Source organism: Achromobacter sp., assembly GCF_050285585.1.
Taxonomy (GTDB): Bacteria; Pseudomonadota; Gammaproteobacteria; order Burkholderiales; family Burkholderiaceae_B; genus Achromobacter.
This window is the reverse complement of the sequence record NZ_JBLZXF010000002.1, coordinates 40305-58260: the sequence shown is the minus strand read 5'-3', so window position 1 is coordinate 58260 and position 17956 is coordinate 40305. Positions and strand designations below refer to the sequence as shown.

The 17956-nt window shown below is 66.7% G+C and carries 19 protein-coding genes; 5 read left to right on the top strand and 14 right to left on the bottom strand.

The features are described 5' to 3' along the window. The 4 genes from ACN6PJ_RS03505 (at position 1) to mobB (ending at position 3651) form a co-directional block, all read left to right on the top strand. Entirely contained in the window at positions 1-1164 is a 1164-nt protein-coding gene (locus tag ACN6PJ_RS03505; RefSeq protein ID WP_427994520.1) for a putative sulfate/molybdate transporter, read from the top strand. Between the two features lie 80 nt (positions 1165-1244). Then, a complete protein-coding gene (gene mobA, locus ACN6PJ_RS03500; RefSeq protein ID WP_427994519.1) occupies positions 1245-1838 on the top strand; it encodes a molybdenum cofactor guanylyltransferase MobA in 594 nt (197 codons plus the stop codon). After that, a complete protein-coding gene (gene moeA / locus ACN6PJ_RS03495) occupies positions 1835-3115 on the top strand; it encodes a molybdopterin molybdotransferase MoeA (RefSeq protein ID WP_427994518.1) in 1281 nt (426 codons plus the stop codon). The genes mobA and moeA overlap by 4 nt, the downstream gene beginning before the upstream one ends. 8 nt (positions 3116-3123) lie before the next feature. Beyond that, positions 3124-3651: a molybdopterin-guanine dinucleotide biosynthesis protein B gene (mobB, locus tag ACN6PJ_RS03490; RefSeq protein WP_427994517.1), complete on the top strand. Its 528-nt coding sequence runs from the start codon at positions 3124-3126 to the stop codon at positions 3649-3651. 16 nt (positions 3652-3667) lie between these two features. Here mobB and ACN6PJ_RS03485 read toward each other — a convergent pair whose 3' ends face one another. Genes ACN6PJ_RS03485 through ACN6PJ_RS03475 form a run of 3 tightly spaced genes read right to left on the bottom strand, consistent with a single transcriptional unit; the run spans position 3668 to position 5909 of the window. Further along, positions 3668-4420, bottom strand: a complete 753-nt coding sequence (locus tag ACN6PJ_RS03485; RefSeq protein ID WP_427994879.1) for an extracellular solute-binding protein — start codon at positions 4418-4420, stop codon at positions 3668-3670. A gap of 59 nt (positions 4421-4479) precedes the next feature. Continuing rightward, entirely contained in the window at positions 4480-5175 is a 696-nt protein-coding gene (locus ACN6PJ_RS03480) for a phosphate ABC transporter ATP-binding protein (protein WP_427994516.1), read from the bottom strand. Next, a complete protein-coding gene (locus tag ACN6PJ_RS03475) occupies positions 5172-5909 on the bottom strand; it encodes an ABC transporter permease (RefSeq protein WP_427994515.1) in 738 nt (245 codons plus the stop codon). Before ACN6PJ_RS03475 ends, ACN6PJ_RS03480 begins: the two co-directional genes overlap by 4 nt. Before the next feature lie 223 nt (positions 5910-6132). Between ACN6PJ_RS03475 and ACN6PJ_RS03470 the strand changes: the two genes are divergently transcribed. After that, the gene (locus ACN6PJ_RS03470) at positions 6133-7272 is read left to right on the top strand and encodes a substrate-binding domain-containing protein (protein WP_427994514.1); all 1140 of its coding nucleotides are present in this window, start codon (positions 6133-6135) and stop codon (positions 7270-7272) included. A 12-nt stretch (positions 7273-7284) separates the two neighbouring features. On the opposite strand, the gene ACN6PJ_RS03465 is transcribed toward ACN6PJ_RS03470, so the two are convergent. The 11 genes from ACN6PJ_RS03465 to ACN6PJ_RS03415 all read right to left on the bottom strand — a co-directional run bounded on the left by ACN6PJ_RS03465 (position 7285) and on the right by ACN6PJ_RS03415 (position 17944). Further along, positions 7285-8124, bottom strand: coding sequence for a formate dehydrogenase accessory sulfurtransferase FdhD (locus tag ACN6PJ_RS03465; RefSeq protein ID WP_427994513.1), 840 nt, complete (start codon positions 8122-8124; stop codon positions 7285-7287). A 122-nt stretch (positions 8125-8246) separates the two neighbouring features. Next, positions 8247-8627 carry a hypothetical protein gene (locus tag ACN6PJ_RS03460; RefSeq protein WP_427994512.1) on the bottom strand — a complete coding sequence of 127 codons (381 nt, stop codon included), beginning with the start codon at positions 8625-8627 and terminating at the stop codon, positions 8247-8249. A 22-nt stretch (positions 8628-8649) separates the two neighbouring features. After that, positions 8650-9813: a formate dehydrogenase subunit gamma gene (locus ACN6PJ_RS03455; protein ID WP_427994511.1), complete on the bottom strand. Its 1164-nt coding sequence runs from the start codon at positions 9811-9813 to the stop codon at positions 8650-8652. A gap of 13 nt (positions 9814-9826) precedes the next feature. Continuing rightward, the gene (locus ACN6PJ_RS03450; protein WP_129527422.1) at positions 9827-10051 is read right to left on the bottom strand and encodes a hypothetical protein; all 225 of its coding nucleotides are present in this window, start codon (positions 10049-10051) and stop codon (positions 9827-9829) included. Then, positions 10048-10692, bottom strand: coding sequence for a formate dehydrogenase FDH3 subunit beta (gene fdh3B / locus ACN6PJ_RS03445; RefSeq protein WP_427994510.1), 645 nt, complete (start codon positions 10690-10692; stop codon positions 10048-10050). The genes ACN6PJ_RS03450 and fdh3B overlap by 4 nt, the downstream gene beginning before the upstream one ends. Before the next feature lie 10 nt (positions 10693-10702). After that, positions 10703-13672 carry a formate dehydrogenase subunit alpha gene (locus ACN6PJ_RS03440; protein WP_427994509.1) on the bottom strand — a complete coding sequence of 990 codons (2970 nt, stop codon included), beginning with the start codon at positions 13670-13672 and terminating at the stop codon, positions 10703-10705. 13 nt (positions 13673-13685) lie between these two features. After that, positions 13686-13889: a formate dehydrogenase gene (locus tag ACN6PJ_RS03435; protein ID WP_427994508.1), complete on the bottom strand. Its 204-nt coding sequence runs from the start codon at positions 13887-13889 to the stop codon at positions 13686-13688. 149 nt (positions 13890-14038) lie between these two features. After that, positions 14039-14668, bottom strand: a complete 630-nt coding sequence (locus ACN6PJ_RS03430) for a TorD/DmsD family molecular chaperone (RefSeq protein WP_427994507.1) — start codon at positions 14666-14668, stop codon at positions 14039-14041. Then, positions 14665-16761, bottom strand: a complete 2097-nt coding sequence (locus tag ACN6PJ_RS03425; RefSeq protein WP_427994506.1) for a 4Fe-4S binding protein — start codon at positions 16759-16761, stop codon at positions 14665-14667. The genes ACN6PJ_RS03430 and ACN6PJ_RS03425 overlap by 4 nt, the downstream gene beginning before the upstream one ends. Further along, positions 16758-17381 carry a DUF3306 domain-containing protein gene (locus ACN6PJ_RS03420; protein WP_427994505.1) on the bottom strand — a complete coding sequence of 208 codons (624 nt, stop codon included), beginning with the start codon at positions 17379-17381 and terminating at the stop codon, positions 16758-16760. The genes ACN6PJ_RS03425 and ACN6PJ_RS03420 overlap by 4 nt, the downstream gene beginning before the upstream one ends. Continuing rightward, a complete protein-coding gene (locus ACN6PJ_RS03415) occupies positions 17378-17944 on the bottom strand; it encodes a DUF3305 domain-containing protein (RefSeq protein WP_427994504.1) in 567 nt (188 codons plus the stop codon). The genes ACN6PJ_RS03420 and ACN6PJ_RS03415 overlap by 4 nt, the downstream gene beginning before the upstream one ends. Positions 17945-17956 lie beyond the last annotated feature (12 nt).

Genomic DNA, 17956 nt, shown 5'->3' with positions numbered 1-17956 from the left:
ATGACTGATTCAGATGCCTCTCCCGCAGCGCCGCCGTCCAATCGCTACGACAGGATGGAATGGGCAGGCGCCTTCGGCGACCTGGGAACATTGATTCCGTTCATCGCCGCCTATATCGGCGTGCTGGGCATGGATCCCTTCGGCATTTTGTTCGCATTCGGCCTGTCCATGCTCGTGTGCGGGCTGTATTACCGGACTCCCATTCCGGTGCAGCCCATGAAGGCCATTGGCGCCGCCGCTTCCATCCAGGCCGTGCAGACGGCCGTGGTCACGCCCGGAGCCGTCCATGCCGCCGCGCTGGCCACGGGGCTGGTGTGGCTGTTGCTGGCGCTCAGCGGTTTCATGCGCCATGTCGCGCGCTGGGTGCCGGCGACCGTGGTCTACGCGATCCTGCTGGGGCTGGGCGTGGGGTTCATGCTGCAGGGCGTGAAGATGATGCATGGCGACCTGCTGGTCGCCGTCGCCGCCGGGGCAATGGCGCTGGCGTTGCTGCGCAGCAGGCGGCTTCCCGCCATGTTCTTCCTCCTGTTGTTCGGCGCGGCCCTGGGAATCTGGCGCCAGCCTGCGCTGCTGAGCGAGCTGGTGTCGGCGCCGCCGTCCCTGCGCCTGCCGAGCTGGGAATTGGGCGAGCTGGACTGGAACCAGGTCTTCGTCGCCATCGTCTTGCTGGTCCTGCCCCAGATCCCGCTGACGCTGGGCAACGCCATCCTCGCCATCAGCCGGGAAAACAACCGGCTCTTTCCCGAGCGTCCCGTTTCCGAAAGCGGGATTGCCTTCTCCACGGGGCTGATGAACCTGTTCGCGGGCGTGAGCGGAGGGGTGCCGATGTGCCATGGCGCGGGCGGCATGGCCGGCCACGTGGCGTTCGGCGCGCGCACTGGCGGTTCGGTGGTGATCCTGGGCGGGCTGCTGCTCGTTCTGGCGCTGTTCTTCAGCGGCACGGTGGTGACGCTGTTCCAGCTGTTTCCGCCCGCCGTGCTGGGCGTGCTGCTATTCATTACCGGCCTGCAGCTGGCGGTGGGCAACGGCCAGCTGCCGGAGGCACGGACGGAGCGCGCGGTGGTGCTGGCCAGCGCGGCCGTCTGCATCTGGAACGTGGCCGCGGGTTTTCTCCTGGGCTGTGCGCTGCACTACGCCGCGAGACGCGGCTGGCTTCGCCTGTAGGGGCGATAGACGGGACGCCAGCCGCTATACTGGCTGCTATGACCGCAGGGCCGCATGCGCGGCCGGAACTCGTGAGCGTGATGATAAATAAAAGCCAAATCACCGGGTTGATCCTGGCCGGCGGGCGAGGTAGCCGCATGGGGGGCGTGGACAAGGGGTTGCAGAATTTCCAGGGCATTCCCCTGGCGATGCATGCCTTGCTGCGCCTGGGGCCGCAGGTCGGCGAGATCATGATCAACGCGAACCGCAACCTGTCCGCGTACGAATCCCTCGGCGCGCCCGTATGGCCTGACGCCTCGGCCGATTTCGCCGGGCCGCTGGCGGGTTTCGCCGCGGGGCTGGAGCGCTGCGAAACCGAATACCTGGTCACCGTGCCCTGCGATTCGCCGCTGTTCCCGCCGGACATGGTGGAGCGCCTGGCGGCGGCCCTCCAAGAGGCCGGGGCCGACATCGCCATGGTCGCCACGCGCGAGGACGGCGTAACGCGAACCCAACCGGTGTTTTGCCTGCTCAAGACCGCATTGCTGGGCAGCCTGCTGGCGTTCCTGGACAGCGGTCAGAGAAAGATCGACATCTGGACCGCCAGCCACGCCTGCGTGGAGGTCGTGTTCGAGGATGCGCATGCCTTTGCCGGCGCCAACACCCTAACCGAATTGCAGCAGCTTCAATCATGATTACCGACCGTCCTGCGACCCTCGCGGCCATTGCCTCCTGCGTCGACGGCTACGACCCGAACGCGCTGCCCATCGACCGGGCGCGGGAGTTCATCGACCGCCTGGTCCCGCGCCTGAACGCCATCGAGGTGTTGCCCCTGCGCGCGGCGCTGGGCCGCACGCTGGCCCGCGACATCATTTCCGACATCGACGTCCCCGCCCACGACAATTCGGCCATGGACGGCTATGCCCTGAGGGGCGCGGACTTGCGTGCCGACGGCGATACCGTCCTGCATGTCGCGGGCAGCGGATTGGCGGGCGAGAAATTCGAGGGCGTGGCGGGCTCCGGGCAGTGCGTGCGCATCATGACCGGCGCAGTCATGCCGGCCGGCCTGGATACCGTGGTGCCCCAGGAATTCGTGCGGCAGGAGAACGGGGCCGTCGTCATCCCGGCGGGCATACTGCGCCAGGGAGACAATCGCCGCCTGGCGGGCGAAGACCTGGCGCGCGGCGAGCCTGCCCTCTCGGCGGGCCGCGTGCTGCGTCCGGCCGATATCGGCATGCTGGCCTCGCTGGGGCGGGGCGAGGTTCCCGTGCGGCGCCGCGTGCGGGTGGCGTTCTTTTCCACCGGCAATGAGCTGCGCTCCATCGGAGAGCCGTTGGACGAAGGCTGCGTATACGACAGCAATCGCTACACACTGTGGTGCATGTTGCAGCGCCTGGGCGTGGAAATACTCGACATGGGCGTGGTGCGCGACGACGAGGCCACACTGGAAGAGGCCTTTGCGGCAGCGGCCGCCAACGCCGATGTCGTCATCACGTCCGGCGGCGTCAGCGTGGGCGAAGCCGATTACACCAAGAAAGTCATGGCGCGCCTGGGCGATGTGCTGTTCTGGAAGATCGCCATGCGGCCGGGGCGGCCCCTGGCCATCGGGCGCATCGGGCAAGCCATTCTTTTCGGCCTGCCGGGCAATCCGGTGGCCGTCATGGTGACTTTCTACGCGCTGGTGCGCGACGCGCTCCTGGCCATGGGGGGCGCGGAGCCGCAAGCGCTGCCCCTTCTGCGCTGCGTGACGCCCAAGCCCATACGCAAGAAGCCCGGCCGCACGGAGTACCAGCGCGCCATCGTTACGCGCGCGGAAGATGGCGGCTGGCAGGCGGCCATCACGGGCTCGCAGGGCTCGGGCATCCTGCGCAGCATGAGCCAGGCCAACGGTCTGCTGGTATTGGGGCATGAACAAGGCAATATCGCCGCGGGCGAATATGTCGACGTACTGCCGTTCGATGGCTTGATCTGAGGCGCCGGATGACCCGAGTGATAGGTTTTGCCGGATGGAGCGGCGCGGGCAAGACGCAGTTGCTGACGCGCCTGATTCCCGTGCTGAAATCCCGTGGCCTGAGCGTATCGACGCTCAAGCATGCCCATCATGCTTTCGACATCGACCATCCGGGCAAGGACTCCTACCTGCACCGCGAGGCCGGCGCGAGCGAGGTGCTGGTGGCCTCTTCGGCTCGCTGGGCGATCATGCATGAATTGCGCGGCGAGCCGGAGCCGGGGCTGGGCGAACTGCTGGGCCGCATGAGCGTCGTCGACCTGGTGCTCATCGAGGGCTTCAAGCGCAATCCGCACATCAAGATCGAAGTGCACCGCCAAGCCAACGCGAAGCCCTGGCTCTATCCGGAGGACGCGAGCATCGGCGCCATCGCCAGCGATGTGCCGCCGCCTTCCGGCGGCGGCCTGCCCTGGGTCGGCCTGAACGACTACGAAGCCGTGGCGGACCTGGTCCAGGCGCATGCCTGGCCCCTGGAACGGGTGCTGGCGTCCGTGGCCTGACGCGCGCCCACTGCCGCTATTGGTCGGCGTTCGGAAAGAACAGCTGCTGGCCGTTGATCTTGTAGCTGGCGATCGTGTCCTGCCCGGCCTTGGAGGTCACCCAGTCGGCGAACTTCTGGGCGGCTGCCGATTTCACATGCGCGTGCTTGGCCGGATTGACCACCATCACGCCATACTGGTTGAACAGTTTCTTGTCGCCCTCGACCAGCACTTTCAGGTCGCCCGGATTCTTGAAGCTGAGCCAGGTGCCCCGGTCCGACAGGACATAGGCGTTCATCGACGACGCCATGTTCAACGCCGGACCCATGCCGCAGCCGCACTCCTTGTAGCCCGTTCCCTTGTTGTCCAGACCCGCCTGCTTCCAGTAGCGCAGTTCGGCCGCGTGCGTGCCGCTCTTGTCTCCGCGGGAGATGAAGGAAGCGTTGGCGGCGGCCAGCTTGTTCAGGGCCGCGACGATGTCGTTGCCCTTCGCGCCCGCCGGGTCCGCCGAAGGGCCGATGAGGACGAAGTCGTTGTACATGACGGGATACCGCTTGACCGAGAAGCCTTCGGATACGAACTTCTCTTCAGCGGCCTGATCGTGCACGAAGACCACGTCGGCGTCGCCGCGGCGGGCGGTGTCCAGGGCCTGGCCGGTGCCCTGGGCGACGACCTTGACGTCGATGCCGCTGGCGGTCTTGAAGGCGGGCAGCAGATGAGCGAACAGGCCAGACTGTTCGGTAGAGGTGGTAGAGGCCATCGTGATGGTCTCGGCCTTGACGGGAGCCATGGCGAATGCCGCGGACAGCCCGGTGAACGCGGCGCCGTATTTAAGGGGGGTGAGCAGATTCATAGGATGCGTTCTCCTTTGAGGAACAGACTCGCGGTTTCGGGCAGCGGGCCATTGAAGAAATCGTGCACGGGCAGGTCGGCCAGGATCCGGCCGTGGTCCAGATAGACGACGCGGTCGGCCAGGCGTTGGACCTGGCCGAGGTTGTGGCTGGCGAAAACCATGGTGGCAGACTGGCCGGCGCTGAAGCGTTGCATCAGGTTCTCGACTTCGCGCTTGGAGTGCGGATCCAGGCTGGCGGTCGGCTCGTCCAGCAGCATGGCTTCCGGCGATTGCGCCCACGCGCGCGCCAGCGCCAGGCGCTGCTTCTGGCCGCCGGACAGGCTGCGCGCATTGCGTCCGGCCAATTCACCCATCTCGACCTGATCCAGCGCCTGGGCGGCGCGCTTGCGCGCCTGGCGCCAGGCCGTGCCGCGCAGCCACAGGCCCAGCGCGACGTTGTTCAGGGCCGAGGTACGCAACATATAAGGATGCTGGAACAGCATCGCCTGGCGGTTCGTGGGCAGGCAGCGCGCCCGGCCGGAACTGGGGCGGGCCAGTCCATGGAGGACGCGCAGCAACGTGCTCTTGCCGCTGCCGTTGGCGCCCACCAGCGCCACGCGCTCGCCGGCGCCGATGGTGAGCCGCAGGTCGCGCAGGGCGTGGACGGCGCCATAGCGCACGTGGACCCCGTCCAGTTCGAACAGCGCGCTCATAGCGCTTCCCGCGCGAGGATCGACGCGCCGCCCGCGTCGCGCTGCTCGCGCCAGCGCCGCACCATGGCGCCGAGGATATTGAGCGCCAGCACGACGGTCAGCAGCACCAGGCCCAGCGCCATCGCCATGGGCAGGTCGCCCTTGCTGGTTTCCAGGGCGATCGCGGTGGTCATTACGCGGGTGTAGCCGTCGATATTGCCGCCGACCACCATGACCGCCCCGACTTCGGAGATGGCGCGCCCGAAAGCCGCGATCACGATGGTGACGAGGGCGAAGCGCTCGTCCCACAGCAACAACAGGCCTCGCATCGAGGCCGGAGCGCCCAGGGAGCGCAATTGCTCGCCATGGTCGGCCTCGGCGTCGCCCACTGCCTGGCGGACCAGGGCGGTGACGAAGGGCAGTACGAGAATCGTCTGCGCCAGCACCATGGCCTTGAAGGAGAAAAGCCAGCCCAGGAATCCCAAGGGGCCGGAATGCGACAGCAGCAGATAGACAATCAGGCCGACCACCACCGAGGGCAGGGCCAGCGAGGTATTGAGCAGGGTCAGGACGGCCGCCTTTCCGCGAAAGGCGGCGACGCTCAGCCAGGCGCCGGCGGCCATGCCCAACGTACAGGCCAGGATGCAGGCAGTGACGCTGACTGCCAGCGAACGTCCGACGATGGCCAGCAGGACCGGATCGAGCGAGACGATGAGCCGCAGCGCAGTCTGCACGCTCTCCAGAAGTGTGTTCATGCCTGTTTTCCCCTGTATCCCCGGGGCAGGGTATCGTATGCGTTGCCGGCGGGCCATATGAAGCGGATTGCATAGCGATGCGCCCGGCTTTGCGCTACGCTGCTGCGATGTAATCCGCGGTTTTTGTCACCGGGCCGTCCCGAGACAAAAACGCCTCTTGGGAGGCAGGAAACCCGCAAGGCGGGTACAGCGCGGGGGGGCTTTTTGAGGCATACTCGCCGCCGTGCATAGCATTGAACTTACCTATCTGCTGGGCGCCAGCGGCGCGCAACCAGCCCTGATCCGCAACGCCCTGATGGACTTGCTGTTCGCGGTGCGCGAGCACGGATCGATCTCGGCCGCGGCCAAGGCGCTGGGCCTGTCGTACCGGCACGTATGGGGCGAACTGAAGCGCTGGGAGCAGACGTTGGGGCGCACCCTGATCGTCTGGGACAAGGGCCAGCCCGCCCGCCTGAACGAGTTCGGCGAAAAACTGCTGTGGGCCGAGCGCCAGGCCCAGGCCCGGCTGGCTCCCCAGATCAGCGCGCTGCGCGCCGAATTGGAGCGCACCTTCGCGGTGGCCTTCGACAATGCCGCGCATGTGGTGCCGCTCTACGCGAGTCACGACGACGCCCTGGCCGCCCTGCAGGAGCATGCCGTTGCTTCGGCCAAGCTGCATCTGGACGTGCGTTACGCGGGCAGCCTGGACGCCATCAGCGCGCTCAACGAAGGCCGCTGCGTCATGGCGGGATTCCACACCCGCCAGCAGCCGAAGCCGGGGTCGCGCAGCGAAAGGGCCTACAAACCTCTGCTGCAGCCAGGGCTGCACAAGATCATTGGTTTCGCCCAGCGCGAACAAGGGCTGATCGTGCCTCGCGGCAACCCCAGGGGCCTGGGCGGCATCCAGGACCTGCTCCAACCGGGCCTGCGCTACGTGAACCGCGCGCTGGGCACGGGCACGCGGGTGCTGTTTGACGAGTTGCTCGAAGAGGCCGGCATCGATCCCCAGGCCATCGATGGCTATCAGCGCACCGAACCTTCGCACAAGGCCGTGGCGCATGCGGTGGCCTCGGGCGGCGCGGACGCAGGCCTGGGAATCGCCTCGGCGGCGCTGCGTGAGCGCCTGGATTTCGTGCCGCTCGTCAGGGAGAACTATTTCCTGGTGTGCCTGAAATCGACGCTGGACCAGCCGTCGACCCAGGCGTTGATGGAAATCCTGCGCAGCGAAACATGGCAGGCGTTGCTCGCCCGGATGCCAGGGTATACCCCGACGAACAGCGGCGAGGTGCTGTCGCTGCGGCGCATGCTGCCGTGGTGGGATTTCGGTGGCAAGCCCAAGCGGCGCTCCGCCGGCGCGAGGCCGGGCAAGGCCGCTGGCCGCTGAGGCGCGGGGAGATCAGCCGGCGGCCGGCGGGAAGCGTTCCGCGGCCAGCTCGGGTTGCAGCAGCAGGCGCTCGGGGGCGGTGTAGCAAATGAAGCGCTTGTTGATGGCGCGCCCGATGGCGCACAGGCCCAGCTGCTCCGCGATTTCATAGCCCATCTGCGTGATGCCGCTGCGTGAAACCACGATGGGCACCCCCATCTGCGCCGACTTCATGACCATTTCGCTCGTCAGGCGGCCGGTGGTGTAGAACACCTTGTCGGCGCCGTCCTGGCCCTGCGCGCCTTGCAGCCACATCCAGCCGGCGATCGTATCGATGGCGTTGTGGCGGCCGACATCCTCGACGAACATGAGCATTTCCGAGCCCCGGAACAGCGCGCAGCCATGCACCGATCCGGCCGATTTGTAGGTGGTTTCCTGCACGCGTATGGCGTTGAGCAGGCCGTACAGTTCGTCCTGGCCCAGGCGCGCCTGCGGCGCCAGGCGGATGCCGTCGATTTCGCCCATCAGGTCGCCGAATACGCTGCCCTGGCCGCAGCCGGTCGTGACGACGCGCTTTTTCGTGCGGGCTTCGATGTCGGCGATGCCGTGGCGGGTTTCCACCGCGGCCGCATTGACTTCCCAATCCACGGTCACGGTGAGGACTTCGTCCAGTTCCCGCACGAGGCGCTGGTTGCGCAGGTATCCCAGCACCAGAAGCTCGGGCATGGCGCCCAGGGTCATCAGAGTGACGATTTCACGGCGATCCACGTAGATGGTGAGCGGACGCTCGGCCGGAATGAACAGGGATTCGCGCTGGCCGTGTTCGTTGACGACGCCGACTTCGCGGGTCAGCGGGGCGCGGGCGGCGGTCATGCGAGGAAGCGGGTGTGTCATGGGGCGGACGCAAGTCGGCGGCTCGGAGCCGGGGGCAACCGGCCAAGTCTAAAACAAAAGGCCCGGCGCGCAAGGGCCGGGCCCGATGTTCGCAACGGGATTCAGGGCTTGGGCTTGCCGTCGGCGGCCGGCGTGCCGGTGCTGGGCGGCTGCGTGGCCGTGCCCGCGGGGGAGTGGGCGCCGGAGGCTTCGCGCGGCTTTTCCTCGGGCCGGGTATAGGCGAAGGGCCCGGGGTCTTGGCAGCCGGCCGTGGCCATGGGCGGACGGGTGGTTTTGCCGGCGGCCTTGGTTTTTTCATAGTACAGGGCGGCGACCCGATCCTGCGCCTGGCAGAGCTTGTAAGCGTCCACCTTGGCCGACCAGGCGGCCTTGGCCGCGGTCTCGGCCGCGCGCGCCTGGGCTTCGGCGCTGGGAGGGGGAAGCTTGGCATGGGCCACCGGCGCGGCGCCCAGCACGAGGAGTATTGCGGCGATCTTTTTCATGCGGACTCCTTGCGCCGGGCCGTCAGGCGCCGGCTGGGCGGGTGGGGCGCGATTTGGCGCCTTTGTCTGGCGTGCGCTGGGCGGGGATCTTGCCGGCCTGGATGTCGTCGTACCAGAGCTCATGGTGTTCGCGCGCCCAGGCCTCGTCGACATAGCCGGTCTTCATGGCCTTGAACGCGCCCTGCATGCCGATGGTGCCCAGATAGATATGGCCCATGATCATGCAGGTCATGAGGATGACCGACACGGCGTGGACCATGTGGGCGATCTGCATATTGCCGCGCGAGTAATCCAGGCCGGGCGCGACCTTGTCCAGGAACAGGCCCGACAGGACCGCGATCAGGCCCAGGAACATCATCCCGCCCCAGAACATGATTTTTTCGCCGGCGTTGAAGCGGTGCGACGGCACGTGCGCCGTTCTCAGGAGGCCTCCGCCCTTCTTGAGCCAGATCAGATCGTAGCGGCGGGGGATGTTGTCCTTGATGAAGGTCAGCAGCACCACGACGAGAGACACGGCGAACACCGGCCCGACGAAGTTGTGCGTGGTTTTCAGGACCCAGGTCATCCAGCCGTACAGGGCGCTGCCCATGATGGGCAGCAGGAAGAACTTGCCGAAGGCCATCACGATCCCCGAGATCGCCAGGATCACGAAGGCCGTTGCGTTGACCCAGTGCGCGGCGCGCTCGAAGTAGGTGAAGCGCTCGATGCGGCGGCCGGTCGGCGCCTCGCGCAGCTTGATCGAGCCCTTGCCCAGGAAGAACAGCAATATGGCGACCAGGACGATGAGCAGCAGGCCGCCGCCGTAGGGAATGATCCAGTGGTTGCGGACCTGGCGCCATGCTTCGCCGGCGGTCGTGAACGTCGAGCCGGGATACTGCACGAATCGCTGGATCAGGACGCCGGCCTCGGGCGCCTGGCTGTGCGGCAGGCTGGAATAGCCGGGCTCCCCGGAATTGACCTTGCGCCACATGGGCGCATTGTTGCCCGGCTGGACCTTGGCGCGCTCTGCATTGGTCTGCTCGGCATAGCCCGGCAACTCGTTGGCGTCGGGCTTGACCTCGAAGATGTTGGCGCTCTGGATGCCGCCCAGCGCGCCGGCGGGCGGCTGCGAGGGGGCGTTCTGGGCAACAGCCGGCGCCAGGGCCGACGTGCTGATCACCAGTGCCGCGATTAGTGACCGTATCATGGCAAGCTCCCGATCAATACACTCGCGTGTATTCGTTCTGGCCCCGCTGAGTGCGGGTCTTCATCTCTTGCTGCCAACTGTTCTTGTCGCCTGGCTTCCAGCCCGCGGCCATGAAATTGCTGCCCGTTCCGTCGTAGTAAGGCTTGCCGACATTGCCGGAGTGCAATTCCTGGGAGGGTTCGCTGCAGGCCGACAGCAGAAGCAGGGCGGTGGCCATGAGGGCGAGGCGGGCGTTCATGGCTTGGCCTTCGCGGGTTGGGATTGCGGTTGACCGGCGGGCGGCTGGCCCGCCTGCTGCGAGCCGTAGGCGGTGCCCCAGCCCCAGACTTCGGCGCCCTTGCCGCGATGCACGACGCGGGTGCGGAAGATGTCGGCCACCACGTCGCCGTCGCCAGCCAGCAGGGCCTTGGTCGAGCACATCTCGGCACAGGCCGGCAGCTTCCCTTCGGCCAGGCGGTTGCGCCCGTACTTCTCGAATTCGGCCGCGCTGCCGTGTTCCTCGGGTCCGCCCGCGCAGAACGTGCACTTGTCCATCTTGCCGCGCACGCCGAAATTGCCCTCGGAGGGGAATTGCGGGGCGCCGAAAGGACAGGCGTAGGAGCAGTAGCCGCAGCCGATACAGGTGTCCTTGTTATGCAGGACCACGCCTTCGTCGGTGCGATAGAAGCAGTTCACGGGACAGACCGCCATGCAGGGCGCATCGCTGCAATGCATGCAGGCCACCGAGATGGACTTCTCGCCCGGCACGCCATCATTGAGCGTGACCACGCGGCGGCGGTTGACCCCCCAGGGGACTTCATGCTCGTTCTTGCAGGCGGTGACGCAGCTGTTGCATTCGATACACCGTTCCGCATCACAGACAAATTTCATGCGAGCCATTGCGCTCTCCTTAAGCTCTTTCTATGTTGCAGATGGTGGTCTTGGTTTCCTGCATCATCGTCACGGAGTCGTAGCCGTACGTGGTGCCGGTGTTCACGGCCTCGCCGCGCACGATGGGCGCGGCGCCTTCCGGATAGTGCGCGAGCATATCCTGGCCTTGCCAGCGGCCCGAGAAGTGGAAGGGCATGAAGGCGGTGTCGGCGCCCACGCGCTCCGTGACCAGGGCCTGCACGTTCAGGCGCGCGCCCGTGGGCGTCACGACCCAGCAGCGATCGCCGTTGCGGATGCCGCGATCGGCGGCCGCCTTGGGATTGAGCTCGACGAACATTTCCTGTTGCAGTTCGGCCAGCCACGGATTGGAGCGCGTTTCCTCGCCGCCGCCCTCGTATTCGACCAGGCGGCCCGAGGTGAGGATGAGCGGGAATTTTTCGTACAGCTTTTCCGCGACGTTCTTCTTCTGCAGCGAGGTGTACAGCGTGGGCAGGCGCCAGAAGGTCTTGAGGTCGGCCTGGGCCGGGTACTTCTCGACCAGATCCGGGCGTGTGCCGTAGATCGGCTCGCGGTGCTGCGGAATCGCGTCGGGGAAGTTCCAGACCACGGCGCGCGCCTTGGCGTTGCCGAAGGGGTAGCAGCCGTGTACTTTCATGACCACGCGGATGATGCCGCCGGAGGGGTCGGTCTTCCAGTTCTTGCCTTCCGCCGCGGCCTTCTCCTCGGCGGTGAGATCGTCCCACCAGCCCAGCTTCTTCAGCAGCACGTGGTCGAATTCCGGATACCCGGTGGTGAGGTCTGCGCCCTTGGAGTGCGAGCCGTCCTCGGCCAGCAGGTTCACGCCGTTGCGTTCAACGCCGAAGTTGGCGCGGAAATTGCCGCCGCCGTCCATGACGTTCAGGCTGGTGTCGTACAGATTGGCCGTGCCGGGGTGTTTCAGGCCTGGCGTGCCCCAACAGGGCCAGGGCAGGCCAAAATAGTCGCCCGTCAGGTCGTATCCGGTTTCGGCGTCCTTGCCGCCCTTGGCGCGCAAGGTTTTCACGTCGAACATCTGCATGTTGCGCATGTGCGCCTTCAGGCGTTCGGGGCTCTGGCCGGTGTAGCCGATGGTCCAGCACGTGGCGTTGATCTCGCGCAGGATGTCCTCGACGACCGGCTCGTCCATGTCCTTGACCTTCTGCATCTTGTAGTTCTTGCAGAGTTCCTTGCCGAAGCCCAGTTTCTCGGCAAGCTGGTACATGATCATGTGGTCGCTGCGGCTTTCCCACAGCGGTTCGATGACCTTTTCGCGCCATTGCAGCGAACGGTTCGACGCGGTGCAGCTGCCGTTGGTCTCGAACTGCGTCGCGGCGGGCAGCAGATAGACCGCCCGGTTGGGGTTGAGGTCTTCCGCCTTGCCGGGCATGGCGGCCATCGCCGCGGTTGCCGACGGATAGGGATCGACCACCACCAGGAGATCCAGCTTGTCCATGGCGCGCTTCATTTCCAGCCCGCGCGTCTGCGAGTTGGGCGCGTGCCCCCAATAGAACACGGCGCGCAGATTGGTTTCCTGGTCGATGAGGTCGGGGTTTTCGAGCACGCCGTCGATCCAGCGCGACACGGTGATGCCCGGCTTGGTCATCATGGCCGGCGACGCGTAGCGGCCCTTGATCCATTCGTAGTCGACGCCCCAGGTGTGGGCGAAGTGCTTCCAGGAACCTTCGGCCAGGCCGTAGTACCCCGGCAGCGAGTCCGGGTTGGGGCCGACGTCGGTGGCGCCTTGCACGTTGTCGTGGCCGCGGAAGATGTTGGCGCCGCCGCCGGACTTGCCGACGTTGCCCAGCGCCAGCTGCACGATACAGGACGCGCGCACCATGGCGTTGCCGATCGAGTGCTGGGTCTGGCCCATGCACCACACCAGGGTGCCGGGCCGGTTTTCGTGCATGGTCTTGGCCACCTTGAACATGGTCGCCTCATCGACGCCACAGGCGTCCTGGACCTTGTCCGGCGTCCATTTGGCCAGGATGTCGGCCTTGACCTGGTCCATGCCGTAGACGCGCGCGTCGATGTACGCCTTGTCTTCCCAGCCGTTCTTGAAGACGTGGTACAGCAGGCCGAACAGGAAGGGAATGTCGGTGCCCGAGCGGATGCGCACGTATTGGTCGGCCTTGGCCGCCGTGCGGGTGAAGCGCGGGTCGACCACGATCATCTTGCAGCCGGTTTCCTTGGCGTGCAGCATGTGCAGCATCGATACCGGGTGCGCTTCGGCGGCGTTCGAGCCGATGTACAGCGCCACCTTGGAGTTCTGCATGTCGTTGTACGAATTGGTCATGGCGCCGTAGCCCCACGTATTCGCAACGCCGGCCACCGTGGTCGAGTGGCAGATGCGGGCCTGGTGATCGCAGTTGTTGCTGCCCCAGAAGCTGACGAATTTGCGCAGCAGATACGATTGCTCGTTGTTGTGCTTGGAAGAGCCGATCCAGTAGACCGAGTCGGGGCCGCTCTCCTTGCGCAATTGCATCAGCTTGGCGGTGATCTCGGCGTAGGCGGTGTCCCAGCTGATGCGCTGGTATTTGCCGTTGACCAGCTTCATGGGATAGCGCAGGCGGTGCTCGCCGTGCCCGTGCTCGCGCACGGAAGCGCCCTTGGCGCAGTGCGCGCCCAGGTTGATGGGCGAGTCGAACACCGGCTCCTGGCGCACCCAGACGCCGTTCTCGACGACGGCGTCCACCGCGCAGCCCACGGAACAGTGCGTACAGACGGTGCGGCGCACTTCGATCTTGGTATTGCCGGTAGCCACCCCGTTCTTGCCTTCGGCCGCCTCCGCGCGCTTGAGCAGCGACAGCTGGGTGGCGGCAAGGCCCGCGCCCACGCCCAGCCCCGAGCGGCGCAGGAAGGCACGGCGGTCCATGGTGGGCAGCGCTTGCGCCATGCCGCGGCGCAGGCTTTGAACGAATCGCGACTCGGAGGCGCCCGCAGCGGCTCCGCTGGTTTTCTTGGTCAGCAACATGCCGGGCTCCGTATCAAACGAGGGTGGTCTTGTAGTAACGCTTGACGTGTTCGCTCAGTCGGTAGCCGCCGCCCTGTTCGGGCGCGGGCTGCGCATCCGTGGCAGCCGGCCTGGCCTGTACACCGGGGAGGACGACGGCCCCGACAGCGGCGGCGCCTACCGTGGCCGTACCCGCGAAGAATTTGCGGCGCGAACGATTGGTCGGGCTTTGCGACATGGTCGTCTCCTGGTATTTAGCTATGAAATTCTTTGCATAATGTACCCCGTGCCCCAGGGCAGGACAACCGCCTGACGGGCGAACCGCAAGTTGCACCGCACAATAGTGAATGCCGAATTGCAGACGGGAATCAATTCATGTCGGGCCGGCTATCCCAGCATGTCGAATCCTTGGGCCTCGACATTCGCGAATGCCTGGAGGAAGGCCGCCGACCGCGCATAGAAGCGCGCGGCGGGGTGGGCGCCAATGGCGGCGACCATGTCGTGCACCCAGGGCTGGATGTGCGTGCCGAAGAACTCGCGCTGGCGGGCCAGGTTGGACACGCCGGCATCCTCGCCGGCGATCAGGTAGCGCATGACCTCGCACAGAAAGGCGATGTGATCCTCGGTTTCGGACACGGAGGCGTCGCGCGCCAGGCCCAGCGCCTGCAGGTCGTTGCGCAGGCCGACCAGGGGCTTTTCGTTCAGGAAGCCGGTCAGGTAGTGCGAACCGAATAGATAAACCTCCGGTTTTCCCATGCCGCCGAACAGCGTGTCGTACTCGGCCGCAACGGCCGCGTCGTCCATGGCCTGGGCCTCGCGCACCAGGTCCTGCCACGGGGCTTCGAGGAAACTGCCCGAGTCCGGGGCATGCGGTTCGGCCTTGCGCAGGGCTTCCAGCAGGTCGGGCGGCGGGGGAGCATAGAACAGTTGCGCCAGCAGGCCGTATATGTCGGCGCGGGCGACTTCCTCGTCGAAATCCGACGGGGGGGAGATGGCGGCGGAGACGGAAACGGTCATAGTTGCGTGATCTTGGTTTCGTTTTCGGACGAGTACAGTTCGATGACGCGGCAGTCGCCGCACATCTTCAGGCGTTCGAGCGCCGCCCCTTGGAACATGGCGTGCCCCGCCAGCCGGCCGAGCATGGCTTCGACCCCCTTGACCGTGCCAAAGGGCTTGTTGCAGCGCACGCAGTGAAAGGGCTGAGTCTCGTTGACGACGACGGCTTCCTTGCGCTGCGGCGTCAGCAACAGGCGGGGCGTCAGCGTGATCGCCTGTTCGGGACAGGTGGTGACGCACAGGCCGCACTGCACGCAGTTCTTCTCCAGGAAACGCAGCTGCGGCGCCTGGGGGTTGTCCAGGAGAGCGCTGGACGGGCAGGCGCCCACGCAACTCATGCAAAGCGTGCAGCGTTCGCTATCGACTTCCAGCCCGCCCAGCGCGGCGCCCGCGCCGGGGGCGCCGGCCGGCAGCGCGATGGCCTGCGGCAGCGGCGCCGGAGCATGGGCGATCAGGTGGTCCAGCGCCAGTTCCAGCGTGGTGCGTTTCTCCGGCGCCACGGCGTGGCGGGCGTGTTCGCCGGGCGCCTGCGGACTGTTGCCGGCCAGGGCAAGCAGGGCCCGGTCCAGCCCCGCCGCGTCGGATTCGCGGAGCAGGTGCAGATGCCTCCCGGCGTAGCCCAGGCCGCTGAGCACGGCTTGCGCCACGTCCATCTGCGCGGCCAGGCCGTCCAGGTATTGAGGCGCCTCTTCCCCGGTGGTCAGCACGGCGATCTGGCTGGCGCCATAGGCCACGGCCGACAGCCAAAGATCGGCGCCCAGGCTCGCGGTGTGCCAGAGCGATACCGGGATGACGTTGGCCGGAACGCCATGGGCCACGCCCAGCGCGGCGGCGCGGCCGAGTTGGCCGATGAGGTCCTGGCCGCGGTCCTGACTGTGCAAGAGCACGATGGCGTCCCGGCCTCCCGCCCGGGCATAGGTCGACAGCAGCGTGCGCAGGCGCGCGCCCTGGTCGGTCGAGCGGGGGTAGCTGTAGCTGATCGCCCCGGTCGGGCAGACGGTGGTGCAGGCGCCACAGCCGACGCACAGATTGGGGTTCACCTTTATCTGCTGATTGCGGACATCGCTGGAGATGGCTTCGGCGGAGCAGATCTGCACGCAGGCGTCGCAGCCCACGGTGCCGTTGCGGCTGTGGGCGCAGAGCTTCTGCTTGTAGTCGAAGAATTTGGGCTTCTCGAACTCGCCGACCATGTCGCGCAGCCGCAATAACACGCGCGGATCGGCGCCGTCCCAGGTGAAATAGCCTTGCGGCGGCGCATGGCGGGTGAAAACGGGATGCGTGCCGACGTTCAGCACCAGATCGAAGGTTTCCGCGTAGGTTTCCGGCGGGCGGCTGAAATCGATCGCGCCCGCCACCTGACAGGAGGCGACGCAGTCGCGGTGTGACTGGCATCGCCCGACGTCGACCTGGTAGTCCAGCCCGATGGCGCCTTCCGGACAGGCTGCCAGACAAGCGTTGCAGCGCGTGCAGAGATCCAGGTCGATGGGGTTGTCCTGGGTCCATTGCGCTTCGAAGGCGCCCAGCCAGCCGGTAACGGCGTTCAGGCGGCCGGACAGGACGGGAAACCGCCGGTCCTGGGCGCCGCCGAGTTCGCCGAAGCCTTGGGCAAATATCGTCACGTTCAGCACGTCGTCGAGCAAGGCGGCGGCCTGTTCTGCCCGATCCAGCGGGCCGATGATCAACAGGCGGCCCGCGCTCTTGTACGTGACGGTCGCAACGGGGTCCGGGTCGGGCAGGTGGGCGGCCGCAAGCAGCGCCGCGAGCTTCGGCATGGCCTGGCTGGCGTCCCGGCTCCAGCCGCCGGTCTCGCGGATATTGATGAATTTCACGGGGGCAGCCGCGCCTTCGGTGGCGGCGCCGAGCTCCGCGAACAGGCGCTTTTCCTGCGTACAGGCCACCACCACATCGCTTTCGCCGCGTATGGCTTGCTGGAAGGCGCCAGCGTCGCGGCGGCATAGCGTGGAATGCAGGGTGAGGGTTTCGCCCAGCGCCTTGCCCAGCGCGTCGGGCGCCAGAGGCATGGTGCGGTTGCAGTCGCAGATGAGTGTCGTCATGGCTTGGTTCTGGCTGTCGGCTCCGGCACGGTGGCGGACGGGAGGCCGGCGGGGGAATCGGCGGGCGGGGACAAGGCGGAGACGGCGTCGCCGCCCGCTTCCGCCGTGCCGGGCTCATGCGTTTCCGGCTCGTTTCCGCAGGCGGGCGCCGGGTTCGCTTGTTTTGCGGCGGTCAGGTCGGCGGCGCAGCGCGCCTCTTCCTCGAAAAAGCCGAGGACCTTGGATACGGCCATCTTGCGCAGGGCGGATTCCGGCAGCGGCGCCAGCTGCGAATAGTCGTCTATATAGGTATCCAGCCCGTCCATCACGTTGTAATGCGGGTCTGAAAACAGCTTCTTGAGCGCCGCGTTCTTGACCTCGGGCGTCACGCCGCGGATCACGAAGCGGCTGAAATCTGAGTCGGGCGTGAGCGCGCGGACGTCGTCCATCGTGGGGAGCTCGGGCTCGGCCTGGGGCAGCGGGGGCTGCTCGGGCTGGACAAGCGGCATTGCGTCGGCCGCGGGCGTCTCCTCGGCTTCGCCTGCGGGCGCCGGCGCTTCTTCCAGGCTTGCGCCTGCCCGCGCCTCGATTTTCCTGCGCGACCAGCGATGCAGGAAGCCTGAACGGCGTTCTTCGTTCATGGTTGCTCGCCGCCGAATTTCTTGTGGGTGGTGACGGAGGCCGGGTTGCCGAAGCGGTCCTGCAGCGATTGGAAGCTGGCCGGGCGGCGGCGCCGCTTGGGCTCGGGCACGTAGTAGGTGGCCACGAATGCCTTGATCCACGCCACGATATCGGGCGGCGCGGGTATCTGCTCCACGGTTTCCTGGGCGTCCAGCCAACGCCCGGCATCGTGATAGCTCAAGGTGACGATTTCCGGGCGCGCCAGGCATTCCTCGGCCACGGAAGGGCTTTCCTCCATGCGCCACAGCACGAACCAACAGGGCGCCGGGGCGGAGGCGTTGAGCAGATAGCCTTCCGCGTCGTCCTTGAAGAGGCGCACGGTGAAGCCCGGATGCAGCCAGCGCTCCTGGGCGTCATCCCGGTAGAGCAGGCGCGGCGCTTCGCCGAACCCCGGTTCGTTGACCACTACGTCTTCGAGCACCCACCGCCAATCCTGCCAGCGGCTCATGGGGCCGGTGATGCGTTCTTTGCGCATCAGCACGGCGACTTCCAGCGTGAGGGGGAGGGGCGGCAAGGTTTCCATGAGCGTCTTCCG

Excerpts from the sequence above, each read along its gene's own strand:
- ACN6PJ_RS03485 (WP_427994879.1), bottom strand. The coding sequence starts at position 4,420 with ATGGCTCCCGTCAAGGCCGAGACCATCACGATGGCCTCTACCACCTCT.
- mobB (WP_427994517.1), top strand. The coding sequence starts at position 3,124 with ATGACCCGAGTGATAGGTTTTGCCGGATGGAGCGGCGCGGGCAAGACG.
- ACN6PJ_RS03440 (WP_427994509.1), bottom strand. The coding sequence starts at position 13,672 with ATGTTGCTGACCAAGAAAACCAGCGGAGCCGCTGCGGGCGCCTCCGAG.
- ACN6PJ_RS03420 (WP_427994505.1), bottom strand. The coding sequence starts at position 17,381 with ATGAACGAAGAACGCCGTTCAGGCTTCCTGCATCGCTGGTCGCGCAGG.
- ACN6PJ_RS03415 (WP_427994504.1), bottom strand. The coding sequence starts at position 17,944 with ATGGAAACCTTGCCGCCCCTCCCCCTCACGCTGGAAGTCGCCGTGCTG.
- ACN6PJ_RS03425 (WP_427994506.1), bottom strand. The coding sequence starts at position 16,761 with ATGACGACACTCATCTGCGACTGCAACCGCACCATGCCTCTGGCGCCC.
- mobA (WP_427994519.1), top strand. The coding sequence starts at position 1,245 with ATGATAAATAAAAGCCAAATCACCGGGTTGATCCTGGCCGGCGGGCGA.
- ACN6PJ_RS03460 (WP_427994512.1), bottom strand. The coding sequence starts at position 8,627 with ATGAAAAAGATCGCCGCAATACTCCTCGTGCTGGGCGCCGCGCCGGTG.
- fdh3B (WP_427994510.1), bottom strand. The coding sequence starts at position 10,692 with ATGGCTCGCATGAAATTTGTCTGTGATGCGGAACGGTGTATCGAATGC.
- ACN6PJ_RS03480 (WP_427994516.1), bottom strand. The coding sequence starts at position 5,175 with ATGAGCGCGCTGTTCGAACTGGACGGGGTCCACGTGCGCTATGGCGCC.
- ACN6PJ_RS03450 (WP_129527422.1), bottom strand. The coding sequence starts at position 10,051 with ATGAACGCCCGCCTCGCCCTCATGGCCACCGCCCTGCTTCTGCTGTCG.
- ACN6PJ_RS03430 (WP_427994507.1), bottom strand. The coding sequence starts at position 14,668 with ATGACCGTTTCCGTCTCCGCCGCCATCTCCCCCCCGTCGGATTTCGAC.
- moeA (WP_427994518.1), top strand. The coding sequence starts at position 1,835 with ATGATTACCGACCGTCCTGCGACCCTCGCGGCCATTGCCTCCTGCGTC.
- ACN6PJ_RS03465 (WP_427994513.1), bottom strand. The coding sequence starts at position 8,124 with ATGACCGCCGCCCGCGCCCCGCTGACCCGCGAAGTCGGCGTCGTCAAC.
- ACN6PJ_RS03455 (WP_427994511.1), bottom strand. The coding sequence starts at position 9,813 with ATGATACGGTCACTAATCGCGGCACTGGTGATCAGCACGTCGGCCCTG.
- ACN6PJ_RS03435 (WP_427994508.1), bottom strand. The coding sequence starts at position 13,889 with ATGTCGCAAAGCCCGACCAATCGTTCGCGCCGCAAATTCTTCGCGGGT.
- ACN6PJ_RS03475 (WP_427994515.1), bottom strand. The coding sequence starts at position 5,909 with ATGAACACACTTCTGGAGAGCGTGCAGACTGCGCTGCGGCTCATCGTC.
- ACN6PJ_RS03505 (WP_427994520.1), top strand. The coding sequence starts at position 1 with ATGACTGATTCAGATGCCTCTCCCGCAGCGCCGCCGTCCAATCGCTAC.